This is a genomic window from Enterococcus sp. 6D12_DIV0197, assembly GCF_002174385.1.
Taxonomy (GTDB): domain Bacteria; phylum Bacillota; class Bacilli; order Lactobacillales; family Enterococcaceae; genus Enterococcus_D; species Enterococcus_D casseliflavus.
The window spans coordinates 1,256,821-1,282,821 of the sequence record NZ_NIBN01000001.1; the positions used below are offsets into that span (position 1 = coordinate 1,256,821).

21 protein-coding genes are annotated in these 26,001 nt (G+C 42.5%); 14 read left to right on the top strand and 7 right to left on the bottom strand.

The window, feature by feature from the left end; genetic code table 11:
* Positions 1–87 precede the first annotated feature (87 nt).
* From A5867_RS05900 to A5867_RS05920, 5 genes are all read left to right on the top strand, one after another.
* Positions 88–4,203, top strand: coding sequence for a S8 family serine peptidase (locus tag A5867_RS05900; RefSeq protein ID WP_087627100.1), 4,116 nt, complete (start codon positions 88–90; stop codon positions 4,201–4,203).
* Between the two features lie 132 nt (positions 4,204–4,335).
* On the top strand, positions 4,336–5,913 hold the full coding sequence (locus A5867_RS05905; RefSeq protein WP_087627101.1) for a hypothetical protein: 1,578 nt from the start codon (positions 4,336–4,338) through the stop codon (positions 5,911–5,913).
* 70 nt (positions 5,914–5,983) lie between these two features.
* Positions 5,984–7,486, top strand: a complete 1,503-nt coding sequence (locus A5867_RS05910) for a hypothetical protein (RefSeq protein WP_087627102.1) — start codon at positions 5,984–5,986, stop codon at positions 7,484–7,486.
* Between the two features lie 188 nt (positions 7,487–7,674).
* On the top strand, positions 7,675–9,207 hold the full coding sequence (locus A5867_RS05915) for a hypothetical protein (protein ID WP_087627103.1): 1,533 nt from the start codon (positions 7,675–7,677) through the stop codon (positions 9,205–9,207).
* Between the two features lie 67 nt (positions 9,208–9,274).
* Complete coding sequence (locus A5867_RS05920) at positions 9,275–10,798, top strand: hypothetical protein (protein ID WP_087627104.1); 1,524 nt, start codon at positions 9,275–9,277, stop codon at positions 10,796–10,798.
* Positions 10,799–11,149: 351 nt separating this feature from the next.
* Here A5867_RS05920 and A5867_RS05925 read toward each other — a convergent pair whose 3' ends face one another.
* Both A5867_RS05925 and A5867_RS05930 read right to left on the bottom strand, forming a co-directional pair.
* Complete coding sequence (locus tag A5867_RS05925; protein WP_087627105.1) at positions 11,150–11,989, bottom strand: aldo/keto reductase; 840 nt, start codon at positions 11,987–11,989, stop codon at positions 11,150–11,152.
* A 135-nt stretch (positions 11,990–12,124) separates the two neighbouring features.
* A complete protein-coding gene (locus tag A5867_RS05930) occupies positions 12,125–12,952 on the bottom strand; it encodes a manganese catalase family protein (RefSeq protein ID WP_034872349.1) in 828 nt (275 codons plus the stop codon).
* Positions 12,953–13,137: 185 nt separating this feature from the next.
* Here A5867_RS05930 and A5867_RS05935 point away from each other — a divergent pair, with 185 nt between their 5' ends.
* On the top strand, positions 13,138–14,079 hold the full coding sequence (locus tag A5867_RS05935; RefSeq protein ID WP_060791764.1) for a magnesium transporter CorA family protein: 942 nt from the start codon (positions 13,138–13,140) through the stop codon (positions 14,077–14,079).
* A gap of 71 nt (positions 14,080–14,150) precedes the next feature.
* Here A5867_RS05935 and A5867_RS05940 read toward each other — a convergent pair whose 3' ends face one another.
* The 3 genes from A5867_RS05940 to A5867_RS05950 all read right to left on the bottom strand — a co-directional run bounded on the left by A5867_RS05940 (position 14,151) and on the right by A5867_RS05950 (position 17,216).
* Positions 14,151–15,002, bottom strand: coding sequence for a carbohydrate ABC transporter permease (locus A5867_RS05940; protein ID WP_010747711.1), 852 nt, complete (start codon positions 15,000–15,002; stop codon positions 14,151–14,153).
* Positions 14,992–15,864: a sugar ABC transporter permease gene (locus A5867_RS05945; protein WP_016610005.1), complete on the bottom strand. Its 873-nt coding sequence runs from the start codon at positions 15,862–15,864 to the stop codon at positions 14,992–14,994. Before A5867_RS05945 ends, A5867_RS05940 begins: the two co-directional genes overlap by 11 nt.
* Before the next feature lie 92 nt (positions 15,865–15,956).
* On the bottom strand, positions 15,957–17,216 hold the full coding sequence (locus A5867_RS05950; RefSeq protein WP_087627106.1) for a sugar ABC transporter substrate-binding protein: 1,260 nt from the start codon (positions 17,214–17,216) through the stop codon (positions 15,957–15,959).
* 406 nt (positions 17,217–17,622) lie between these two features.
* Here A5867_RS05950 and A5867_RS05955 point away from each other — a divergent pair, with 406 nt between their 5' ends.
* The 3 genes from A5867_RS05955 (at position 17,623) to A5867_RS05965 (ending at position 19,569) form a co-directional block, all read left to right on the top strand.
* Positions 17,623–17,871, top strand: a complete 249-nt coding sequence (locus A5867_RS05955; protein ID WP_005225422.1) for a GlsB/YeaQ/YmgE family stress response membrane protein — start codon at positions 17,623–17,625, stop codon at positions 17,869–17,871.
* A 184-nt stretch (positions 17,872–18,055) separates the two neighbouring features.
* Positions 18,056–18,457, top strand: coding sequence for an Ohr family peroxiredoxin (locus A5867_RS05960; protein ID WP_005225423.1), 402 nt, complete (start codon positions 18,056–18,058; stop codon positions 18,455–18,457).
* A gap of 77 nt (positions 18,458–18,534) precedes the next feature.
* Positions 18,535–19,569 carry a hypothetical protein gene (locus tag A5867_RS05965; protein WP_087627107.1) on the top strand — a complete coding sequence of 345 codons (1,035 nt, stop codon included), beginning with the start codon at positions 18,535–18,537 and terminating at the stop codon, positions 19,567–19,569.
* A gap of 60 nt (positions 19,570–19,629) precedes the next feature.
* Here the strand turns inward: A5867_RS05965 and A5867_RS05970 are convergent, their stop codons facing one another.
* On the bottom strand, positions 19,630–19,974 hold the full coding sequence (locus A5867_RS05970) for a peptidase (protein WP_005234590.1): 345 nt from the start codon (positions 19,972–19,974) through the stop codon (positions 19,630–19,632).
* 292 nt (positions 19,975–20,266) lie between these two features.
* On the opposite strand from A5867_RS05970, the gene pepA reads away from it, so the two are divergent.
* The 4 genes from pepA to ytpR all read left to right on the top strand — a co-directional run bounded on the left by pepA (position 20,267) and on the right by ytpR (position 23,458).
* Positions 20,267–21,343, top strand: coding sequence for a glutamyl aminopeptidase (gene pepA, locus A5867_RS05980; RefSeq protein ID WP_034870266.1), 1,077 nt, complete (start codon positions 20,267–20,269; stop codon positions 21,341–21,343).
* Between the two features lie 133 nt (positions 21,344–21,476).
* On the top strand, positions 21,477–21,797 hold the full coding sequence (locus tag A5867_RS05985; protein ID WP_016613643.1) for a thioredoxin family protein: 321 nt from the start codon (positions 21,477–21,479) through the stop codon (positions 21,795–21,797).
* A 12-nt stretch (positions 21,798–21,809) separates the two neighbouring features.
* Positions 21,810–22,271 (top strand): universal stress protein, encoded by a 462-nt coding sequence (locus A5867_RS05990; protein WP_005225429.1) that lies wholly within the window; start codon positions 21,810–21,812, stop codon positions 22,269–22,271.
* Between the two features lie 572 nt (positions 22,272–22,843).
* Positions 22,844–23,458 (top strand): YtpR family tRNA-binding protein, encoded by a 615-nt coding sequence (gene ytpR / locus A5867_RS06000; RefSeq protein ID WP_005225431.1) that lies wholly within the window; start codon positions 22,844–22,846, stop codon positions 23,456–23,458.
* A 68-nt stretch (positions 23,459–23,526) separates the two neighbouring features.
* Here ytpR and A5867_RS06005 read toward each other — a convergent pair whose 3' ends face one another.
* Complete coding sequence (locus A5867_RS06005; RefSeq protein WP_015509239.1) at positions 23,527–24,831, bottom strand: trypsin-like peptidase domain-containing protein; 1,305 nt, start codon at positions 24,829–24,831, stop codon at positions 23,527–23,529.
* 373 nt (positions 24,832–25,204) lie between these two features.
* Here A5867_RS06005 and rlmH point away from each other — a divergent pair, with 373 nt between their 5' ends.
* Positions 25,205–25,684 carry a 23S rRNA (pseudouridine(1915)-N(3))-methyltransferase RlmH gene (rlmH, locus tag A5867_RS06010; protein ID WP_087627109.1) on the top strand — a complete coding sequence of 160 codons (480 nt, stop codon included), beginning with the start codon at positions 25,205–25,207 and terminating at the stop codon, positions 25,682–25,684.
* Positions 25,685–26,001: the final 317 nt, after the last annotated feature.

A 26,001-nucleotide genomic window follows, 5' to 3' on the forward strand; every position in this document is an offset into this window, starting at 1 on the left:
AAAAATCTACAAACCGTTGATTAGAAAGGAGCAGCTTATGGAGTAGGTAGTGGGTATCGATTTTTCGATAAGAAGGAGAGGAAGAATGTGAAAAAAGAAAAGAGAATGTTAGGTGATAAAAGTTATTGTGAAGAAACAGACAAGCGAAGGAGTCGGAAACTACATAAGTATCTGCTTGTCGGACTGATCGTTGTCCTTGTACTTAATCTATTTCCATTTGGTCGTTATGTTGACAATGTGGTAGAAGCCGTTACTGCTACAGAACAAAAGCAAAATAGTGAAGATGGTATCGAATACACAGAGATTCGTTCAGCAGAAGAATTAGATACCTTAATACGTAAGGAACTAAACGGTAATTTTAAGCTAGTTAAGGACATTGATCTATCCGACTATCGTTCTAATACAAATACTGCGAATCAAGGATGGCTACCGATCCCAAACTTTACGGGTGTGTTCAATGGTAATGGCCATACGATCAGTGGGTTGCGGATAAATCGAACAGGTAGTAGTTTTTTAGGTTTATTTGGTTCAGTCAATGGAGCGACAATCAAAAATGTGACCGTTGCACTTGGTGGAGATATCCTAGGATCTTCCGCTGTTGGTGTCATTGCAGGGCGAACGACGCATGTAACAAACAATGGTGCCGTTTTAGAAAACAATCAGGTGATTGGCAACGGGCATACAGTTAGAGCCACGGCGCTGCTTGGGTATGCCGGCGGGCTGATTGGTTATTCTGGAGATAATACACGACTGGAAAATAATCAGGTAGAACATATCAATGTCCTGACAAATGGCGTTAGCAATTACGCCGGAGGACTTGTCGGTGCTGCTCGTAACTCTTCATTATTCGATAATGCAATCAATCGTGCCAAGGTAGAGGCGTATTCCTATGCTGGAGGGATAGCTGGGGTTACTTATGGATACTCTGCTCAGGCGCACAGCAATGGCACATTAGTAACGAAAAACATTGTCGATACTGAAAGCAGTGTACAGGGAAGAGGCTCCTATGCCGGAGGGGCATTTGGGGCAATTTATGAAGGAAGTGAAGTGCGGCAAACACTGACACATGCGAAAGTAATCGGCAAAGGGTCCTACAATGGCGGCTTTGCTGGAGTCATTTACGATCGTTCAACGGTTGACCAATCTGCGGCTTATGGTTCTGTCGAGGCTGTGCGCTATACAGGGGGCTTTGTCGGAGCGTTGTATAACTCGGCCTCTGTAAGTAATTCTTACGCACGAGGAGCAGTGACTGGAACAACCGAACTAGGTGGCTTTGTTGGTACATTCTATGATTCAGCGATCATTGAAAACAGCTATGCAGCGAATACGATCCATACGGATGAAAGAAATCAAGAGCGTGCAGGTGCTTTTGCCGGTCAACATCTTGGCACACGGCAACAATATGCAGGGACGAATTATTTTGATCAGCAAATAGCTGGTATCACACAAAATTTAAGTAATGCCGGCGGCGAGCAAACGAGTGGTGCTAGACCTCAAGGAAAAGATACGCAAGAATTTTCACAGTCAGGGACATTCGATGGGTGGGACTTTGAAGATACTTGGATCATTGATAAGGGCTATCCAGTATTTCAATTTTCTTATAAAGAACCTGACATTCCAAAGGAGATCGAAGAACCCATGATCATTGTTCATACAGCGTTTCCAGAAGGAGAAGTCACTGTCCCATTCATTGACATTGAGTATACAGCAACCCCAACAATAGGCAATGAGATTATAGAAGTCTATGTGAAGATCAACGGTAATTTTGATAGTTATTTGTATCTGAAAGGCGGGAATGGTATTACGCCCAAGGGTGAGTTGGGCACAGGGAGAGTCTTTTTCCGACCGATACAAGGAGAAAATCATATTGAGGTCGTGGCTTTTGATAGTAGTGGTGTGACAGGAAGTTATAAAGTTGATCAACCTGTGAAAGTGGTGGAACATCCTGTTCCAGATTCACCAAAACCAGAAGAAATTAGTACGGAGTTCTTTTGGGAAGATGAACGCACCTTTGTGAATAATCGCTTCCAGTTATGGCTTACAGGAGCTACCGTTGAGGAAAGAAAAAATGTGACGCCAGAGATGATTGAAGAAGCACTTGCTTCCATTGATGCCACTTTATTGATCGAACCTGATTGGCTCGGTCAGCTTACTGTTCAAGTGAAAGAAAGTACAGCAGAAGAGCTGATTGAAATGATTGAAGATGTGATAGAAAATTTCCCAGAAGTCTTTGAAGATGGCAATCTTGATACATTAGATGATGCATCAACCAACGAAGTCACCCCTGTGGAAACAATGAGCAATAAGGAATATTTTCCTGACGATCCTTGGTGGAATAACGGTGAATGGGGGCTACGTGCGATTAATTTACCCGAAGCATGGGCGTCATTTGGCACGTTTGAGCGAGAAATTATAAAAATCGGAATTATTGACGATGGAGTAAAGGGGAATCACGAAGATTTGCAGTTAAGGAATAGAAATATTAAGAATGATAAAGCTGCTAAATTGGGGGTAGTTGATTCTGAAGCTAATCACGGTACTCATGTAATGGGGACGATTGGAGCTATTCATGACAACCAAAAGGGAATAAGCGGGGTAGTTAACACTGATAGGAAAAATCTTCTAAGTTATAATTCATTTGATGGTGTAACCAAAGAAGGAAATCTAACATCAAGTATGGCAGCTCATAACAGAGGATTGGAATGGAATGTTACAAATGGAGCACGCATTATTAATGCAAGTCTTGGTTCTAAAAATAAGCAGAGGCCTTTTTTGATTGGTATTTTTAATAGCGTTTTAAGAACGACTCAACGATTAGTTGATGAGAATTATGATTTTGTTGTTGTACATGCTGCTGGAAATAGCGCAATGGATTCAAAATATGTCGGTTCGTTTTCTCATATTGGGGAAAATCACGAATTACGCAAGAGAATTATTACGGTTGGTGCAACGACAAAAGAGAGAGGAAAAATAGAAATGGCTGATTACTCAAATTTCGGTACTATCGTTGATGTCGTTGCGCCAGGTTCTGAAATAAAGAGTACATGGGGTTCTTCCACTAACTCCTATAGTATGGGTAGTGGGACTTCAATGGCATCTCCGCACGTTGCTGGTGTAGCGGCTTTGGTGTGGGAGGAGAATCCAGGGTTAACAAGTAAACAAGTTAAAGAAGTTATTACTCAGTCTGCAAGAAGGTGTGGTAAGACGATAGAGGAGCATAGGGATAAAGCTCCGAAGCTGACCTATTATCAATTAGATGCAAACGCTGCTTTGAAACGAGCTCGTGGCGTAGACACAGAGGAAGAAACTGTTCTTATGTATGGCAAAGTCAAGTTGAATCGAGATGAATCCATGGCATATAACGCCCGTGTCCGTCTATATCATGACAATCAGTTGATAGCACAAACATGGACGAATCGATTGGGAGAATTTCGATTCTATAATCAAGGAATTGGTGATAATTATCGAGTGACAGTTCATTATCCATGGCATACGGCAGCCAGAATTAACAACATTTCCAATGTAGTGGGTAGTGATAGAACAGAAGTTGGAACAGTTACATTACATGAGTCTTCTTATACGGGGATTGATACTGTATTTTTACTGGACGATTCAGGAAGCATCAATGCAATAGATTTTTCTCGCATGATTGGCGAAACGAGAGCTCTCTTTTTGAATGAAGAGGCTTTTACAAATGATGATCGTGTAAGCTTGTTTACCTTTAATTCAAGCGTTCGACGACATTTCTCATTTTTAAATCCGTTACTTGCAGCTGAGCGGCTTCCTAGGCAAGTTGGCGGTAGTACTGCTTTAAACCAAGCAATCGCACAAGGTAACCAAGAATTTGAACAGTATGGACGAAAAAACGCCAAAAAAATAATGGTTGTTCTTACAGATGGGCACAATAATGTTTCAGGACCACCAGAGGTAGAATTGATTCAACAGGCTAAAGAAAACAATGTGACAATCTATTCTATAGGAGTAGGAAATAATTTAAATCAACGCTTTCTCGAGAGTATAGCCACAGAAACAGATGGGGAATTCTTCCACATCTCTAACTTCCAGCAATTAGCAGAAATCTTTGAAAAAATTCGTTACGAGCTATTTGACGAAGATATCCAAAAGCTGCAAATCGAACTTTCAGATACTATTGCTCAAAATCTTCAGACGACCAATGTGGAGTCTGAACGTTTAGCAGCATAGAGTTCTTTTTAAGGAATATGAATTTGTTGTTCATCAAATGGTTATCAATTAGTTTTTTTACTAGTGAAAAGTAATCATTTGATGGACATTTTTAATATATTTCCAAATCCTTAAATGAAAGGAGCGAATTGAATGCAAACAGATAAACGAATAACCTCGAAAAGTAAGAATGACGTAGTTAGAGAAAATCACTTATGTCTAGTTTTTTGTGTTTTACTTTTTTGTTTCACTATCAGTCACTTTTTTATTTTATCTGTAGAATCAGCCGAAGTTTCAGACACTGATTCAAATCAGATGGAAGGCACCTTAGCCGCGATCCTCAACAGCGAAAGAATTAATCCAGAACCCACAAAGCCACTTACTGAACCATTGCTAGAAATCGTCACAGAGCTACCCGATTCAGAACTAATGGTTCCCTTTTTGGAATTGATCTATGCAGTGACACCAAGCGAGGGGGAAACGCTGGAAGAAGTCTATGTTAAGGTAAATGGCGTATTCGATCGACATTTGTATCAAAGAAAAGCGGGAGAACCTGAAGTCAAAGAGCGAACATTCGGTGAAGCTCGTCTCTTTCTTTCTACCGATGAACAGAAAAGTAAATTTGAACTGGTCGCCGTCGACAGTAGCAATCTAAGTGCCATCTACCCCATTGAGCAATCATTTTTTATGGCAGAAAATCCTGTGCCGCCGTTACCGTCTACGGCTGATGTATCAACGATAGATTCTCACGGAGAAGAAGTGACTTTCATTAATAACAGACTTCAACTTCAATTAAGTAGTAGTCATTACAATCAAGAGGACAGGATGAAGAATGAATCAGCGGTTCTTCAATTGCTAGATGAACTCTCTTACTATGATATTGAAATGATTGCTGGACCAAATAAAAACGGCTCTGTGACAGTTGGCTTGAAGCAAAACTCTTACTCATCTCTTTATCATCTTATTAACGATTTACCCTCTTTTTCTGATTTTTTAATAACTGATGCAAAAATTGAAGAAATCGATTTGGCAACAGCTGAACTGATTCCAAGGGAAGATTCTTCAATCAATCGCTCTGGTGAATTAGAGCCGAAAATGGTAAAAATTGGCTGGGTACCGGGTTTGTTTTTCCGAAGATATCAGCACGATATGATAGGGTTTAAATTACAAGAGGAAACCTCGTTTTTAAACCAAGAATCGTTTCCTGAAACTTATCTTAGTAGAGAAATGATCAATAAAAAAATCGATGAAGTCGTTTCAGAGATTGACGGCGTTCGTATAGATGGAAACCAAGCAAATGATCTTAGTGGAACCAAGCTATTTTCGAATATGAATATTCGGAATGTTCATTTAGAAGGAAATTATCCTTTTGTTCGTGTGAGCCTACCTAGTCATTCACCCAGAGAATTAATAAAAAACGCCAAAACACTACTAAAGGATCATTCGGAAGTTTTTGAGAAATCCTATCTAATGATTGTTACAGATATAGAATCATCATCTAGTGTGGGGATACCAGAAGTTAACACTCAGGGAAGACAATTGCCTGAGTTTGAGCATGAAGTCTATCGTTATTGGGCGACTATCAATAAATATGGTACTGTATCCTCTTTGATTGAAATAGGCTTAAAAGGGTTATCCATAACTATGAAAGTGATGTTAGGTATTATGATGCTTTGTGTCACTTTGACGTCTGGAATAATTGTTTACCGAAGGAAAAAAAGAGTATTGTGAAAATTTAGAAACATATGCATCAACCTTATTAACGATAACAGTTCGATTTTGTACGTAAGGAATGAATGGAATGAACAAAAACAAGCAATCATTAAAATCAAAAAAACTCTTTCGCAGTTACAAAATTTTCTTCCTGATTTTCCTTGCTCTTGCCAGCAATCTTATTACGAGCATACAAGTATCAGCAGCCGAAGTACCAACCGGCCAGTCTCAAGGCGTCTTAGCCGACATCTTCAACAGCGAAAGGAATACCCCAGAACCCACAGAGCCACTCACTGAACCATTGCTAGAAATCGTCACAGAGCTACCCGATTCAGAACTAATGATTCCCTTTTTAGAATTGATTTATGCAGTGACACCAAGTGCGGGGCAAATGCTGGAAGAAGTCTATGTTAGTGTGAACGGCGAATACGATCGGCATTTGTATCAAAGAGCGATGGGGGAGCCAAAGTTCACGGAGCGAACATTTGGTGAGGCGAGGCTTTTTCTTTCTGCTGATCAACAGGAAAGTAAATTTGAATTGGTCGCCGTCGATAGCAGTAACAAAATGACTTATTATCCCATAGAGCAGTCATTTTGGCTATCCGAAAATCCCGAACCACCGTCGCCGACTATCGCTGATGTAACGACGGAAGATTATTATGGGGAAGAAGTGACCTTTATTAATAATCGGCTCCATCTCCAATTGAACCATGAGACTTATACGCAAAAAAATGATGAAGGGTTCGAAACGATGCTTGACCTTGTTCTTGATGAATTTTCTTACTACGATATGGAGCTGATCGCTGGACCAGACAGAAATGATCGAGTAGTGATCCAGTTGAAGCAAACCTCGTATGAGGAACTGGACAGACTTATTTCTGATTTGAATCTTTTCACGCGTGGTGTGATTGCCAATGGGAGGAGAGAGGAAATCGATTTAGCAGCGGCTGAACGTCTCCCAAAAACAGAGGAACCTGTCAATCGTTCTGTAGAATTCAAACCAGAGATGCTAAAAATCGGCTGGGTACCGGGCTTGTTTTTCCGAAGGTATCAGGACAACGTGGTAGGTTTTAAGTTGCATGAAGAAACCACTTTTTTAAATCCTGAGTCGTTTCCTGAAACTTATCTCAGTAAGAAACTGATAAATGAAAAAATCGACGAAGCTGTTGCAACGATTGGCGGCGTTCGTTTAGAAGAAAATCGACCTTCCTATCCTTATGTGGAAGTAGGCGTTGCAGGAAATACCCCAAGGAATTTAGTGAAAAAAGGGCAACAACTACTAACTGATTATCCCGAAGTCTTTTCAAAAGGGTATGTAATAATCAGAGAAAGTCAAAAACTTCATAGTGTGCCAGATGTCTATCTACGACGATGGCGTGTTATGAGCACCTTTGAAGAACGGAACTATCCTATCTGGGCGACCATCAATAGGAATGGCACAGTATCATCCATATACAAAATGGGCTTAAGAGGGTTGCCGACTATCGTGAAACTACTAGGAGGCGCCGGTCTATTTTGTGGCATTCTGAGTTTCGTCATCTTCATTTACCGAAAAAGACCTCCTCGCAAGAAACATGAATTTTGGGGTTGAAATTCGTTGAAGGACAAATGAATCTCCTTTCATTACGAAGGCAGGCTTCAAAGGCAATGATTTATTTCTATAAGGTAGAGAATGTTTTTGTGTAAACCTTTTGGTTCCAAATGTGTAACAAATTAGAATCTGATACAGCATACGATGTGGTGCGTATCTCAAATCAATAAAAGAAGGGAGTTAAATAGATGCAATTCATTGATTATGCGGCATCAATCGTCGAGAGAGTCTTTAGGGAACTCTTTCGCCACTTGAAAATCTGCTACCTGCTCTTCTTTACTCTTGCCACTTATCACTTTACAAGCATACAAGTATCAGCAGTCGAAGTACCAACCGACCAGTCCCAAGGCATCTTAGCCGACATCCTCAACAGCGAAAGGAATAGCCCAGAGCCCACAGAGCCGCTCACTGAACCATTGCTGGAAATCGTCACAGAGCTACCCGATTCAGAACTAATGATTCCCTTTTTTGAATTGATTTATGCAGTGACACCAAGTGAAGGGGAAATGCTGAAAGAAGTCTATGTCAATGTGAACGGTGAATATGATCGGCATTTGTATCAAAGAGCGATAGGGGAGCCGAAGGTCATGGAGCGAACATTCGGTGAAGCTCGTCTCTTTCTTTCTGCCGATGAACAGGCGAGCCGATTTGAATTAGTCGCTGTCGATAGCAGTAACAAAAGGACTTATTATCCCATAGAGCAGTCATTTTGGTTATCGGAAAATCCCGAACCGCCGTTGCCGACTATTGCCGACATATCAATACTTGACCGTTATGAAGGAAAGATAGCTTTTGTACATAATCGTCTCCATCTCCAATATAATGACGAGATACTTACAGGAATAAACGAGCAAAACGGCGAAACGAGTTTAGATCAGCTGTTGGATGAACTTTCTTATTATGACATGGCGTTGATTGCTGGACCAGACAAGAATGAGAGAGTAACGATTCAGTTAAAGCAAACTCCTTATAAAGAGCTTAATAGATTCTTTCGTGATTTAGAAACATTTACTTCTGGTATTGTTACCGATGGAGAAATTGAAGAGATGACTTTAGCTGAGGCGGACCAGTTACCCAAAACAGCAGCACCCATCGATCGCTCGGTTGAGTTTAAACGTCATATGTTAAAAATCGGCTGGGTACCGGGCTTGTTTTTCCGAAGGTATCAGGACAACGTGGTAGGTTTCAAGCTGCATGAAGAAACCATTTTTTTAAATCCCGAGTCGTTTCCTGAAACTTATCTCAGTAAGAAACTGATAAATGAAAAAATCGACGAAGCTGTTGCAGCGATTGACGGCATTCGTTTAGAAGAAAATCGACTTTCTTATCCTTATGTGCAAATAGCTGTAGGAGGAAATACACCAAGGAATTTAGTGAAGAAAGGGCAGCAACTACTGACGAATTATCCCGAAGTCTTTTCAAAAGGGTATGTAATAATCAGAGGAAGGCAAAATATTTATGGTTATGGTACCACAGACGAATACAAACGACGATGGCGTGTTATGAGCACCTTTGAAGAACGGAACTATCCTATCTGGGCAATCATCAACCCGAATGGCACAGTTTCGTCGTTAACGAGTATGGGTTGGCACGGCGTGACTGTCAGCATGGCGTTGGTGATAGGATTTGGTTCTATCGGCTTTATTGTGTTTATATTTGAACTTTTTGCTTGTCAAAGGGCAGAAAGACGGAAAAGGAATAGACAATCAGGTAAAAACTGATTCTCGTTGGCCATTCTTAAATTCTAATAGAATTCTGTTACCTCCAAAGAAGAAAGGAGCAAAGTGAATGCAAGTCGCTGCGCAAATAAATTCAACCGAAGAGAAATTTTTTGAAAATATCTTTCCCATCTATAAAATCTTTAGTCTGTGTTTCTTTGCTCTTGCCATCTATCATATGACCAGTTGGCAAGTATCAGCAGCCGAAGGACCAACCGGCCAGTCTCAAGGCGTCTTAGCCGACATCTTCAACAGCGAAAGGAATACCCCAGAACCCACAGAGCCACTCACTGAACCATTGCTGGAAATCGTCACGGAACTTCCCGATTCAGAATTAATGATTTCCTTTTTAGAACTGATTTATGCAGTGACACCAAGTGCGGGGCAAATGCTGGAAGAAGTCTATGTTAGTGTGAACGGTGAATATGATCGGCATTTGTATCAAAGAGCGATAGGAGAGCCAAAGTTCACGGAGCGAACATTTGGTGAGGCGAGGCTTTTTCTTTCTAGTGACCAACAGGAAAGTAAATTTGAATTGGTCGCCGTCGATAGCAGTAACAAAAGGACTTATTATCCCATAGAGCAGTCATTTTGGTTATCGGAAAATCCCGAGCCGCCGTTGCCGACTATCGCTGATGTAACGACGGAAGAGTATTCCGGTGAAGAAGTGACCTTCATTAACAATCGGCTTCATCTCCAATTGAATAATGAGAAATTCGTGCAAGAAAATGAAGTGAATGCCAAAAAATTTTTAGATGATTTGCTTGATGAACTTGCATATTACGACATGGTATTGATTGCTGGTCCAGACAAGAATGCCCGAGTAACGATTCAGTTAAAACAAACACCTTATAGAGAGCTTAATAGATTTATTCGTGATTTAAAAACATTTACTGAGGATATTGTTACCGACGGAGAAATTGAAGAAATGACTTTAGCAGCGGCAGAACGATTACCGAGGACAGAGGAACCTGTCAATCGTTCTGTAGAATTCAAACCAGAGATGCTAAAAATCGGCTGGGTACCTGGTTTGTTTTTCCGAAGGTATCAGGACAACGTGGTAGGTTTCAAGCTGCATGAAGAAACCACTTTTTTAAATCCCGAGCCGTTTCCTGAAACTTATCTCAGTAAGAAACTGATAAATGAAAAAATCGACGAAGCTGTTGCAGCGATTGGCGGCGTTCGTTTAGAAGAAAATCGACTTTCTTATCCTTATGTGCAAATAGCTTTAGGAGGAAATATACCAAGGAATTTAGTGAAGAAAGGGCAACAACTACTGACGAATTATCCCGAAGTCTTTTCAAAAGGGTATGTAATAATCAGAGGAAGGCAAAATAATTATGGCTATACTACCACAGCCGAATACAAACGACGATGGCGTGTTATGAGCACCTTTGAAGAACGGAACTATCCTATCTGGTCGACCATCAATAGGAATGGCACAGTATCATCCATATACAAGATGGGCTTAAGAGGGTTGCCGACTATCGTGAAACTACTAGGAGCCGCCGGTCTATTTTGTGGCATTCTGAGTTTCGCCATCTTCATTTACCGAAAAAGACCTCCTCGCAAGAAACACGAGTTTTGGGGGTAACGTTCATTGATGGGCATGTGGAAATTCCTTTCAAGCTGAAGGAAAACGGGGGAAACGCTGTTGTCTTTAAGTGTCGAAACAGTGAAGGACAACCTTCTTTCGAGAAACCGACATTCGATTAAAAGCTGTGATGAACGCCTAGCTGACGCTTGTCACCTTTAAGAAAATCGAACTGCTAGCAAGGGAATTTCTGCCAAAAAGAATATTTTGATCGTACGACTTTGATCCACGCAAAGCTAACCACTGGAGCCTTGGTTACATAAAAAACCTCTCAAAAGCAGCTGGTCGCTGATTTTTGAGAGGTTTTGTCTGCCAAGAGATAGCTATGGTGTTTTTTTCAGTTGAAATTGTTTATTCAAATTCTTCATACTCATTTGGGTCTTGACCATCGATGCGGCCGTCTGCTTTGTTTAACTGATTGATTTGATTGATTTCATCATCAGTCAGTTCAAAGTCGAAGATCGCAAGATTTTCTCGTTGATGGGCGAGGTTTCTTGATTTTGGAAGGGGCAAAATGCCACGATCCACATGCCAACGCAAGATGATTTGACCCGCTGATTTTTGGTATTTCTCAGCTAATTCAGTGATCAGTGGTTCTTTCAGGGCATCGCTGCCACGACCTAATGGGCTCCAAGCTTCCGTTACGATGCCGCGTTTTTTGTTCTCTGCAACCATTCGTTCTTGGACCCAGTAAGGATGGATCTCAATTTGATTTAGTGCAGGAGTCACACCAGTTGCTTCAATGATGGCATCCAAATGTTCTGGTTCAAAATTGGAAACGCCGATGGAACGGATCAAGCCTAATTTTTGGGCGGTCACTAAGGCTTGCCAAGCTTCGACATATTTACCGCGTTTTGGTAATGGCCAGTGGATCAAAAAGGCATCGAAGTAGTCGAGCCCCATGCGAGCAAGGGATTCTTGAATGCTGGTTAAGGCATCATCATAGCCATGGTATTTTCCTGGTAATTTTGAGGTGATATAAAATTCTGAACGTGGGATACCAGAGCGACGGATCGCTTTGCCGACAATGCCTTCATTGTCATAATTGGTTGAAGAATCGATCAAGCGATACCCGTCGGCGATCGCTGCTTGCAGCTGGCTCAATCCTTCGCCACCACGGATCTGATAGGTACCGATGCCCACTGCGGGGCGTAAATTGCCGTCGTTTAATGTCAGTAAAGGTGCTTTCATAAAATGATTCCTCCTTTTCTTCTCTACATTCTACTCTAACGCTTTTTTGACAGGAACGTAACCAACTTGCTCAAACAGACAAAGAAAAAAGAGCAACGGTTTCTGTTTCAGAAACAATTGCTCTTTTTGATCAAATTATTTTTCAGGCGGTGTGCCATACATTTTTGGTGTGACTTGATCGAGTTTTGGCGCTTTTCCTTCGATCTTTGGTTCGTCTAGCCATTGGTATTCGCCTTCACCATCAAGGGCTTTGCCTTTCGCCCAAGAGCCTTCTTTACTTTGGTCGCCTTCTGAGAAGTTATAGAAATCATAAGCGATATCTAAGCGTTCGTTTTTGCGGTCAAAGGTAGTCGGCACTAAAATCGAGCCTTCGTTTTCTTCCAATTCTTTCACGGCAGCTGCCCAAAGATTTTGGTGGTAGCTATCACGCGCTAATAAGACCGAAAGTAAGTCTTTGACCCCACGGTCATCGATCATTTCATAGATGCGTGCTACTTGCAGACGACCTTGTGATTCCGCATTTAAGTTGGCACGGAAATCAGCAAGTAAGTTGCCACTAGCAATGATATACGCACCTGACCATGGATTGCCGACGCTATCAGCAGGACGTGGTCCTAAGCCGGCAACGATGGCATGTTGCGGATTCATTCCAGAAATGATCGCACCGATCGTTGGGTCTTTTTTCATAGCCGCTTCTTGATCTTCCACAGGTGCACCTTCCAGTAGACGTGCAACCATCGTTGCTAACATTTCAACGTGTCCAAGCTCTTCAGTAGCGATATCCATTAACATGTCTTTGTATTTTTCTTCCCCACGGCAGCTCCATCCTTGGAATAAGTATTGCATGGCAACACTCATTTCTCCATATTGTCCACCGATTAATTCTTGAAGGTATTTCGCAACTAACGGATTTGGTTTTTCTGGCTTAGCTTCAAACTGTAATTCTTTCTGATGACGAAACATACGATTCCTCCTAAAATTTTTTATTGGGCCCATAAAAAGTTTCTCATGAATCGAAAGGTTCGTCTAATAAAACGCACTTTGCCAAAATGAAAAAAGCATCGAAAAGAAAAGCCATTTATTTTGACAAAAAGCCTGAAGCGTTAGATAGTTAAATTAAGAGAGAATTAGAAAAGGAGCGAGTCACCATGTTTCAGTATTATAAAATGGAAGACCGAAAAATAAGGAAATCTTCGGAGGAGGATTACAATTGGCTAGTGGTTTCTGGCACAGATCCAGAGGAACAACGACACTTGTTAGATAAGTATCAACTGCCTGAAGATATTTTTATTGGCGCCAATGAACCGGAAGAAGTGTCACGTTTGGAATACTTGCGCAACACCAAGTTAAATCATCCGATTCTCTATACTTTGATCGATTTGTCGGAAGTGACACAAGATCGGATCGAAGACCGTCTTGAGCCTGTGACTTTTATCTACACCAAGGATCTGTTGATTACGTACGTATCTGAACAATCCAATCTGATCAAACGATTGATCGAAAAGCATGAGCAAGATATCCAGCGGTATGAAGATATTGTTGCTTATGCCACGTTGATGATCTACACCCATTACATCAAAGGTCTGCAGGAGATGAAGAAGCAAATCGATGATTTGGATCAAGCAGCCCGTAAAACGACGGAAAACAAGGAATTGTTTAACTTAGCCGATACCGAGCGAGACATGGTCTATCTTGATCACACCTTGCGGGACCAAAACCATACTGTCGATCGATTGATGGATCGCAAAGAATTTTTGGATCGTTTGGATAATGAAGCACTCGTTTATGACATCAAGCTGCGGCAGAAATTTGCCATGAAAATGGTCACTATCTATCGCGACTTGTTAGAAACCATCGGTGGCTTGTTCTCCGATATGATGGATAACAATCTAAACCATCTGATGAAATACTTAGACTCTGCGGCATTAGTGGTGGCTGTGCCGTCCTTGATCGCGGGGCTATGGGGGATCAACACCGGAGGACTGCCAGGAAAAGACAATGCGATCGGTACGATTGTCGTCTTTGGCTTGGCTATTTTAGTCGGCATTTTAACTGCCGTCTACTTGTCACGAAAAGACTTTTCAAAATAAAAAGTGCCGCTGCTCTGTGGCACCATTCATCCATAAAAGGAGAAAGGTGCGACGAAGCAGTCGGCACTTTTTTATTTTAGTCCGCTGTCTAAATTGCTGTCGAGAATCCAGCGCTGAAAGGCGAGGAAGACCAGCAGCAAAGGCAAAATGGAAATTACCGAGGCAGCGATCAAAATCGTCCAATTGATATTTTCCGCACCCACCAAGCTGCGGATCGCCACTTGCAAGGTGTATTTTTTCGGATCATTCAAGACGATCAAGGGCCAGATATAATCATTCCACCGCCACTGGAAGGAAAAGATCCCCAGTGTCATAATGATTGGTCGGGCAATCGGCAGCATGATTTTCAAAAAGATCATCCCATCCGAAGCGCCATCGATGCGGGCTGATTCAATCAGATCGTCAGGAACGGAGACGAAAAAGGTCCGAAACATAAAGATACCTGTTGCTGTATTGATGGAAGGGATGATGATCCCCAATAAGTTATCATATAAGCCTAGTGAACGAATGACAGAAAACGTTGGGTTCATGATAACTTCCGTCGGCAGCATGGTGGTGGCGATGATACAGATGAAGAAAAAACGCAGCCATTTCGCATCATATTTTGCAAAGGCATAGCCACAGGCGGCGCTGACTAGGATCGTCAATAAAGTGGTGACCACCGCTGAAATCAACGTATTATTGAAGTAACGAAAGAAATCCAATGTTGTCCAAGCATCAATAAAGTTTTGAATGGTTGGATTTTCAGGAATGATTTTCAAGGGATAAGCAAATAGTTCAGTCCCTGGTTTAAAGGCACTTAATAAGAACCAAAGTAGTGGAAAAAGGTACAGCAGGGAAGTGATGATCAGTGCCAGCGTTAAAAAAAACATCGCTGACTTTCTTGTGACAGGTCGTTTGGTTTTGATGGTCTTAGATGTCATTCTTGCCGCCTCCAATCTTCATTTGTGCTAAGCCTAACAGTAAAAGAATCACGAAAAGTACCATGGAGGCAGCACTGGCATAGCCGACCCGCATTTTGTCAAACCCAGTCGTATAGATATATTGCACGATCAACATGTTGTCGGTTCCTGGACCACCATTGGTCAGCGATTGCACGAGGGCGAACTCTTTCATGGCGCCGATCGAAGCCAATAAGATGACCATAAAGGAAGTCGGTCGCAGCATAGGCAAGGTGATGTAGCGTAATTTATGCCCAAAGCTGGCGCCGTCGATCTCGGCAGCTTCATACAACGAGCGGGGGATATTTTTCAAAGCTGCAGTAAATTGCAGCATGTTAAAGGCAGTCCCGCCCCAGATGGCAGCCAAAATAATAACAGAAAAGGCAGCATTCGAGTCGGTAAACCACGGGACAGTTGGTTGTCCTGCTTGCTCTAGAATAAAGTTGATAAAGCCAAAGTTTTCACCAAACAGCCATTTCCAGATAACCCCAGCGATGATCCCAGAGATGGTCCATGGTAAGAAAAAAATGATCTTTGCGAAAAATTTGCCTTTCGCCAGCTGACTGTTCAACATCAAAGCGACGGCGAGAGAAACGACATAGATACTTGGAACCAGAATGATCACATAACGAAATGTACGAAATAGTGCTTTATAGAAGCTGGCGTCTTGAAACAATTCTTGATAATTCGCCAAGCCGATAAAATTGGCTGTCGCAAAGCCTTTATAGTCGGTTAACGAGTAATAAAGTCCTAAGAGTGCTGGAATCAAAAAGAAGATAATGAACAAAATGATGCTTGCGCCAGTGAATAGCAACGGCCATTTGTTTTTTTGTAAAGTACTCACAGAAAATTCCTCCTCCGACGATCGTATCAGCAACAAAGAACCCGCAGTCTGCAAAAAGTCAGACTATGGGTTCTTTGTGGTTGAACGTCTGTTTATTTCTTCAAAAACCCATCATTGTAATCCTTGATCGTCTTGTCGATTGCCTCATCTAATGTAATTTCATCATTTAATACTTGCACGATGGCATCACGGTAAGCCCCTGTCAATCCAGTGTAGCCTTTCATACTCATCGTCACTTGATCGGTAGTTTGCTTGCTGCTGATTGGTTGAGCAGCGGCTGCGATCTCTTGGTTGTAGATTTCATAAGCATCCTGGCCTTGTTCATAGTCGACCGTCAAATCTTCCACCGCAGGTAAGTAACCAGCATAGGTACAAAGCTGTTTGTAATTTTCTTCTTCGTACAACCATTTGATGAATTTTTCGCCTTCTTCACTGTTTTTACTATTGTTGAAGCCAGTGATGAAGTTGCCGCCCATATTGACCGCGCGGGTCTCTTCATAAGGAGAATAGGTGGATTGCCAGTTAAAGTTGCTGATGTTGGTAGAAAAATCAACGATCTGCCAGCTGCCAGAAAAGTAAGCTGGAACACGGCCGCTCTTGAACATAGCAGAAGCATCTTCTCCAGAGGTCCAAACCGATTTTGGCATTACTTCGTCATTGTTCAAATCAACAAATTTTTGCAAAGCCGCTTTCGTAGCATCATCGGTCGTGTAAGAATCACCGCTGTCATCTAAAAAGAAATCTTGTCCCCCGTATTGATAGGTGAAAGCCCGTAAACGGTGATCCGACGCGTCCATGACCATGCCGTATTTGGCATCGGTTTTTTCAACGACTTCATTGATCGCAGTTAAAAATTCATCCCAAGTCCAAATGTCCTCTTCCGAAGTGGGGTAGGTCACACCAGCTTCGTCAAACAAATCCGTATTGATAAACAACCCAGTGGCAGTGACATCAGAAGGAAGTGCTTTGACGACATCTGCTTCATCTTTGATCGTCATCGATTCCAATGTTTTTGCCTCACTGGCGATGTCTGATAGATCCATCAGATAGTCATTCCAGTCAGGTTGAACAGTAGAAACCCGCACGACTTCTGGCGCATCATCCGCTTGAACAGCTTTGGTGATCTTTGTCAGCAAGTCCGCATAAGGCACGTCGGTGACTTCGACAGTCACACCAGTTTCTTCCTTGTATTTTTCCGCCATTTTCGAATAAGCGCCGCCTTCACTGGTATCTCCAGAAACGAACATACGAATCTGCTTGTTCTCGCTGGCACTGTCACCACTGCCGCAGCCAGCGACCCCTAACATCACTGCCGCCAAAGACAAAATTGAATACCCTATTTTTTTGTTCATTTTGTTCCTCTCCTTAATTGAATTATTTTTGTTCAAAAAAACGCTTCCAATCGAAAACGATCGAAACGTCCCCCAATGAAAAATAGCTGAAGTACTGAAAAGATAGCAGTCCTAGGACTGATTGAGGAGTGAAAAGTGCCAATTATCTGACAAAATAAGAGTGGTTCTCCCTCAGTTTAGCGGATAAGATGCAAAATACAAAATAAAACGATTTCAAAAAATGCACCAATACTAAAAAAAACGAATTAAAGCTCTTACAACGATAATTAGGAAGTGCTGATAAACGTTAATATAACAAGGTTTGAAAATTTTTTTTGCAAATTGAGTGCAAATCTTTTGTCTAAAACGGGGATTAAGCGTAACATAATATGTGTAATAACTACTTAAAAGAAAGAAGGAGAAAAATATGCATTGGTTATGGGTATTAATCGTAGGAGCTATTATCGGTTTGATCGCCGGAGCTATCACAAATAAAGGTGGATCAATGGGTTGGATCGCCAACATCGTTGCAGGTTTAGTAGGTTCAGCTATTGGACAAGCGATCTTAGGTTCTTGGGGTCCATCACTTGCTGGAATGGCAATCGTCCCATCAATTATTGGTGCGGTTATTGTAGTTGCTGTTGTTTCATTCTTCTTAGGACGTTCAAACGGCTAGTCCATTCAGCAATTGTTTACATTCATTTATTTCGGGTAGCAATTACCTCGAATAGACAGGCAAATCCAGAGTTTCTGGGTTTGCCTTTTTTGTATTTTTTAAGGAAGCATAAGCAATCCTTTTGTCAGATTAGAAAATTGTCGTTACACTTGAAGTAGGTCAAAAAAAGAAAGGAAGAGGTTCAATGAAAAAGCAATATGAAACAGCGATGATCAATCGAGGCGGACGTGTCGGAGAGGTTGAAGCACCAAACGGTAGTTTTCACCTGAAAATCGACAAGCCGGGTCTTCATAGTGAAGGGACCAATCCAGAGCAATTATTTGCCGCAGGCTATGCTTCATGCTTCAACGGTGCCGTACAGCATATGCTGAAAGAGCATAACATCGAATCCGAATCCGAAGTTAAAGCAAGAGTGTCTTTGTATCAGCATGAGGACGGTAGTTACCAAATCGGCGTGATTTTAGAAGTATCGTTACCAGGCGTTGAAAAAGCCGAGGCAGAGAAAATCGCAGAAGAAGCCCACGATTTTTGTCCGTATTCTCGGGCCACTCGCGGCAACATTGATGTCGAAGTTCAAGTAGTCTAAGCAGTATTACGAATAGACAAACAATAAGCGGCTGAAAAATCAGCCGACAAGAGGGAATTCATCAAGGAGGCCAATCAATGAGACAAACAGAGAGCTTGCTGCTTTTGGGCGTGTTTGTGGTTGGCCTTTTTGTGGTGTACTGGCTAAAAAAGCACCGACAGGCGCGCCACAACCAAGCACTGGCAGCTCAACTGAAGCGTTATCCCAACGTGCGGCAAGCGTGGCTGGCAGCCGGGGCAAAGAGGGAAGCAGTCCTTTTGGCTCCCGGTTTAAAAGAAGCCACTGCCGCAGTGGCAACGACAGCAACGGCGAAAGCAGAAACGAGGCTGCACAAGCATGCAGATCAATGTCAGGCAATGACCCCACAAGGGTTGGCCGTTTCAGAGGACTATTTGATCATCTCAGCGTATTGTTCGCAGCAGGAACATCACTCACAGCTTTATATAATAGAAAGAACGAGCGGGCGGCATCTGAAAACGGTGGTTCTGCCAAAGCGACCCCATGTCGGTGGCCTAGTCTTTGATCGAGCAACGCAAATGCTGTGGCTAACCATTACAGGGAAAGGAATGGGGCGCGTGGCGTGTGTTTCTCTACAAGCACTGCTGGAAGATGATTCCTTGGCAACCAATCAGCCTATCGCTTATCAGCAAGTCATCGAATTGGCAGGCATCACTCACAGCTCCTATTTGGCAGCCGATAGCGGTGAACTTGTCTCAGGGACCTTTGCCTTGAAACAAGGGGGCGTGGTGGCGAATTATCCGCTGCCTGTTCTTTCAGACAGCGGTCGCAAAGCGTCTCCTCGCATCAAGCCGCGTAAGAGAAGGGTCACCACCACGAAAGTCCAAAGTATCGCCTTTACCACTGAATATATGTTGCTGGCACGTTCCTTTGGACCAGGGTCGGCGGAGTTATGGGTCTTTTTAAAGGATGCAACGGTGCTGACCCGCAAACATGCGTTGCGGCGCATCAAGTTTCCCCATTACCTTGAACAGATCGTGGTAGAAAAAGGGCAGCTGTACTGCTTGTTTGAAAGTGGGGCATGGGCGTATCGGCAAAAAGGCGGCAGCATTGATGAAGTCGTGGTATTGGACCTTGCGACCTTGCTCCAGTAAAAGCACTGCTTAAAAAGAAAAAAGACCAGCCTCTTAAGAAGCTGGTCGTAAGTGCAGTGATTATTCCACGATTGCTCGTTGGATATCTAAGACGGTACCTGTATGAGCATCTGCCAAAAATTCATAGGTGACAAGCTGCCCGTCTTCGGTGCGGGTGATGCCGCCAGTATAACCTTGGGAAGTGATCGCAAATTTGCGCAAAGGTTGTTTTTCGAAATTGATCCAAGAACCTTCGATCGGTCCTTCTTTGATAAACGCCGCTTTTATATTGTCTAAGACATCATCGGCATTCATGGCTTGCCTTTTCTTCAACCAGATCGTTGAAAAAATCCCTCCTGCAAAGCCAAGACCTAAACCGATGGTCAGTCCATTTTTAAAATAATGCAATGGATGCTCATTCTCCATCTAATGTCCCTCCTAAAGTAAGTTTTCCCGAATGTTTTGATCTCGGTGAAATCACAGGTTCTCTTAACAATAGTTTACCATAGTTTAGAAATATTCTATAAGAAAAATAACCAACAATAGAAATTTGCGCTATAATAAAGAATACCAGTAGGAATAAGGAGGAAGAGAGCACATCCGTTGTTTCACCCAAAAATTGCTGGAAAACACAGCAACAGCAAGCGTTGCTTTTTCAAAAAAAGCAGCTTTGTTTCTTTGGGGCAGCAAACAACCGATACGTGTTTCTCGAATGATCATGGAAGAAAAAACATTTCAACGCATCAAAGAACTAACGGAGTTACAAGGAACCAGTGGGTTTGAACACGACGTGCGGGCGTATATGCGTGAAGCGATGACCCCCTTGGTGGACGAGATCCAACAAGACGGCTTAGGCGGCATCTTCGGTTTGCGTCACCACCAAGAAGCAGATGCACCACGAGTGATGGTAGCTGCTCACATGGATGAAGTTGGTTTCTTATTGACGACGATCACCGATCGCGGCTTATTCAAAGTCACTCCTTTGGGCGGATGGAACCCTTATGTGGTTTCTGCTCAACGCTTTACATTGAAAACAGCAAAAGGCGATTATCCATGTGTTTCTTCTTCAGTACCGCCACATTTGTTGCGAGGAAGTAGCGGTCAAAAAAATGTTGAAGTCACAGATATTTTGTTTGATGCTGGGTTTGAATCAAAAGAAGAAGCAGAAAGCTTTGGTGTACGTCCTGGCGATACGATCGTCCCACAAGTGGAAACCATCAAAACTGCCAATGGAAAAAACATCATCTCGAAAGCTTGGGACAACCGTTACGGCTGTGCGGTCGTATTAGAAGCGCTTGAAGCCTTGAAAGAGGAAACGTTAGGCCATACGCTGATTGCTGGTGCCAATGTTCAAGAAGAAGTCGGCTTACGAGGTTCTCGTCCGTCTGTGACGAAATTCAAACCAGACTTGTTCTTTGCGGTCGATTGCTCGCCAGCAGATGACACAGTCACCAAAAATGGTACCTTTGGTCATCTAGGAGCCGGGACTTTGATGCGAATCTATGATCCAGGCATGATCATGTTGCCACGGATGAAAGAATTCTTGTTGGACACAGCAGAAACCAACAACATTCCGTACCAATACTTTGTTTCAAAAGGTGGTACCGACGCTGGTGCGGCACACATGGCAAATGAAGGGATCCCAAGTTCAGTCATCGGTGTTCCTGGACGTTACATCCACACCCACCAAACCCTATTCAGTATCGCTGATTATGAAGCGGCACGGGAAATGGTGATTCAAGTCTTGAAAGGTTTGGATCGTTCAACTGTTGATACGATCTTGGCAGGACAATAAGCGAGAACGAACGAAAGCAAAGAGACAGCCATCCGTTGTCTCTTTTTTTCTGCAGGGCTTTGCAAGATCAGCATGTCAGTTGGTAGTCCCTGAAAGAAAGGTGTATACTGAAAGAAAAGAAAGTGGTGAGCATTTGATTATTCCAAAAGATTTAGCAGAGTTAGCAACATATGTGGAGAAAGGCAAAAATGTCTTCTTTTTTACCGCCGATTGGTGTGGCGATTGTCGATACATCAAACCGCAATTGCCTGAGATCGAAGCGGACTTTCCAGATCTTCAATTTGTCGAAGTCGACCGTGATGAATACATGGATGTAGCGGTTGAATGGAACATTTTTGGTATTCCTAGCCTCGTCGTTATCGAAGACGGCAAGGAGCTGGGACGGTTAGTCAACAAGGATCGCAAAACCAAAGAAGAGATCGAAGCCTTTTTAACCAGCGTACAATCAGCATAGGAGGGGAAAAAGATGGAAGCACAAAGATATCAAAACATTTTAGTAGGGATCGACGGTTCAGATCAAGCGATGTCTGCCTTCAAAAAAGCAGTGGAAGTCGCTCGTCGAAATCAAGGGAAGGTCTATGCCGCAACGATCATCGACCAGCAAGTTCCGACCATGATGGGCTATGCACCTTTGGATAGTTCCATCTTGGAACAAGAAAAAGATACGGCGAAAAATCTGATCGACGACTGCAAAGCTTACGCAAAATCAGTGGATTTTGATCTAGTAGAAGGCATCGTCGCTTACGGCTCTATCAAAGACGCCCTTGCCACTCAATTACCAGACCAATACGACATCGATTTGATCATGGTGGGGCAATCTGGGCTGAACGCAGTGGAACGCTTCATGATGGGGAGTGTCGCCAGTTTCGTTATCCGTGAAGCCCGGTGCGACGTGCTGATCGTATCGCCTGAAGAAACCAAAGCGTAAGGTCATTTTTGAAAAAATAAGCTTGTCGTTGCCGTGTTCTTTTCCTTAAAGAAGATGGCAGCAAAAGCAGACAAGGGTTAAAAGAAAGTTCCTGAGAACCAGCGATGTTTCACTTGTTAGCAAAGCATTGTCTTTCGCTGATAAGCTGCAGCTGGTTCTTAGGTTTTTTTGTGCTCGTTTTGAGGTAAGACATCTGTCGCTGCTGTCTTGTTTCGTAGGTAATAGTGCCAAACAGAAGTTTTAAAACCAGCGTTTATCGGCTCGTTAGCAAAGCAGCGTCTTAGCTAATAAGCCGCAGCTGGTTCTTAGTTTTTTCCTGTATACAGTTTTTGGATAACTTATTGTTGCCTTCTTTCGTAGAGAGTAGTTCTACTATCAAGTTCTTTAGAAGCCGCGGGTTCTGCTCCTTCGCCAATTCTCAACCTAAGCCAGCCAGCAGAAGTTGGTTTTCAGGCTTTTTTGTCTTTGAAAATAACTAGAATTTCAAGGAAAACAAAGAAATTCCATGACGGATGCCGAAAAATTTGTTAAGATTATGGGCGGAATGTGTAAGTACCTAAGGAGGAAAAAACGTGATTTTTGCTTATAACAAAGAATATGTCAGTGATACACTGCTTGCCATCACAGCAGATGATAAAGGATTAGAACAAACCGTCGAACGTAAAGGCAATGTTGCCCAAATCAAAAATGAAGAAGGCACGATCGTCGGCTGGAACTTTTTTGCGATCTCAGAAGTGATGACGATCGAAGGGCGTGGTCAAGTGACGTTGACGAAAGAACAAATCCAACAATTGAACACCATGATCAAAGAAGCAGGATTCAGCGAAGAACTGCCAGCAGATACAGAACCAAAAATCGTCGTTGGCTATGTGAAATCTTGTGTGGAACATCCAGACAGCGACCATCTGTCTATCACGGAAACAGAAGTCGGGGATGGGGAAGTCTTGCAAATCGTCTGTGGTGCTGCCAATATCCGTAAAGGCTTGAAAGTCGTTGTCGCAAAACCTGGGGCAATGATGCCAGATGGCTTGATGATTTGGCCGGGGACGCTTCGTGGCGTAGAAAGCTTCGGAATGATCTGCTCTGCTAAAGAACTGCATTTAGAAGGTGCCCCAATGAAAAAAGGCATCCTTGAGCTGCCTCAAGATGCCGTTGTAGGTGAAGCTTTTCCAGTCGGTAAAGCCTAAAAAAATGAACTGCCGCTTCCTGTTTTTGCGGCAGTTCATTTTTTGATTGTTTCGATTGGTTTTGATGATTAGTTGCTGCTGTCTGTTGATTGTTCGTTGATCGACGTATCAACGGAAAGTTTTACTTCTGCTGTTTTTTCTTCATCGCCACGATAGAAGGTTACAGTGATCGTGTCACCGACTTTATGTTTGTACAACGCAGATTGCAGATCCGTTGTTGTGCTGACTTCTGTATCATCGATCTTCGTGATAACGTCATATTGTTGCAATCCTGCTTGTTCTGCTGGTGTTGCATTGTTGACTGAGTAGATCACAACGCCAGAAGTTACGGATGAAGGAACTTTCAAGATTTGTTCTTGTTGTTGTGATGTGATGGAACCTAAATCGATCGTTTGGATACCTAGTGCAGGGCGAACCACTTTGCCGTCTGCTTCTAGTTGATTGATGATTTCAACGACATCGTTACTTGGGATCGCAAAGCCCATCCCTTCGACACTAACACCTGAAGCAGAGCCAGAGGTGCTGGCGATTTTACTTGAGTTGATCCCAATCACTTGACCATCAACGTTGATCAGTGGACCACCTGAGTTCCCTGGGTTGATCGCAGCATCCGTTTGGATCGCATTGATGCTGATCGTACCACCAGATTCGTTTTGGCTTGTTACTTGACGATTCAAGGAAGAAACGATCCCTTGTGTCACAGAGTTTGCGTAGTCAGAGCCTAGAGGAGAACCGATCGCGATGGCTGGTTCGCCGACTTTCAAGGCACTTGAATCACCAAATGTTGCGGCAGTCTTCACATGCTCTGAAGAGATTTTCAATACAGCTAAGTCTGTATAAGCGTCAGTACCGACCAATTCAGCTTTGACTTTCGTACCGTCTGCTAAAACAACTTCTAAACCGTCTTGACCTTCTACGACGTGGTTGTTGGTTACAACATAGGCATCGTCGCCATCGATTTTGTAGATGACCCCACTCCCTTCAGAAGAAGCTTCTAAAGCACTGTCGTCGTCGCTTTGGCTATCGCCTTCACTTTGTCCGCCTTGCTGACCAAAGAGGCTGTTCCAATCGTTGCTTTGACTTTGTTGTAGATTAATGATGGAAACGACAGAATCTTGTACTTTTTCAACTGCCTCAGTGACATCGCTAGTCACATCAAGTTTTACATTGGATACTTGGGTTTGTCCGTTAGAATCTTGGACCCCGCTGTTGGTCGTGGTTTCTGGTGTTGAAGTCAAAGAGGAACCCATTGCCAGATACAGACCGCCGAAGGTCAATAAACCGCCGACCATACCGCCTAAAATCCCAATACCTAATCGTTTTAATAAACCAGGAGAAGTTTTCTTGCCTGGTGTGACATATTTTCTTGCCATTACTATTTCCCCCTTAATGAATAATTCGTTATAATCAGTATATTCCTTCTATCTGAGATTAGTCTACTAAGAGATTTTGAAAAAAATATGAAGAAGTTGCGTAAGAATCTGTTTCAAACGATGAAATTTTCTTCGCAAAACCCGTTCATTTTTGAATAAAAATAGCAGGCAAAACTGGGGAGAAGTGAAGGTCTTTTTATCCACAGTGTGTGGATAACTTGAAAGCTTCTGTTGGGTGGATGAAGAAACCCTTGAAGTGTCGCGGTTTTATAGATAGGAATAGAAGAATTTCAAAGAAAGTCAAAGTGTGTAAAAGGTTGTGGATAGCATTGTCCACATTTTCATAAAATAAGGGGATAACGAGGAGGAACCTATGAAAATCAAAATCGTCACAGTAGGAAAACTAAAAGAAAAGTACCTCGTTCAAGGAATCAACGAGTACGCCAAACGATTGGGGGCATACGCAAAGCTTGAGTTTGTCGAAGTACCAGATGAAAAAGCGCCAGAAACCTTGAGTGAAGCCCAAATGCTGCAGATCAAAGAAAAAGAAGGGCAGCGCATTTTAGCCAAAATCAAAGACACCGAATATGTCTTTGCCTTAGCGATCGAAGGCACCAATCCCACCAGCGAAGCCTTCGCCAAACAAATCGATCAACTCGGCTTCCAAGGAAAAAGCCAACTGACCTTCGTCATCGGCGGCTCCCTAGGATTGAGTCAAGAAGTCATGACCCGCAGTGATGCCAAAATCTCTTTTGGCAAAATGACCTATCCGCATCAACTCATGAAACTGATCTTATTGGAGCAAATCTATCGCGCGTATCGAATCAATACGGGGGCGCCGTATCATAAGTAAATACATTTTTAACGAAAGTTTATTGAAAAAATTATTCTATTGTCAATGTGTTATATGTACGTACAAAGGTCTTCAACTGAAACTGAGTGGTAATTTATTGTCAACTTAATCAGATGTTTAAGAAAAGTGATGTTTATTTAAAAAGACTGGTAGGGAAAATAAAGTTTTTCTACTTATCGAAAACGAGCTAATTACTGAATAATTTGAATGGGAGAGTTTGATGCTGAAAAACAAACTAGAAAAAGTTCTGAATTATCTTTCAATGAAGTAAAATAATATTCTGTTAAAAACATTAAAAGTAGATATAATAGTTATTC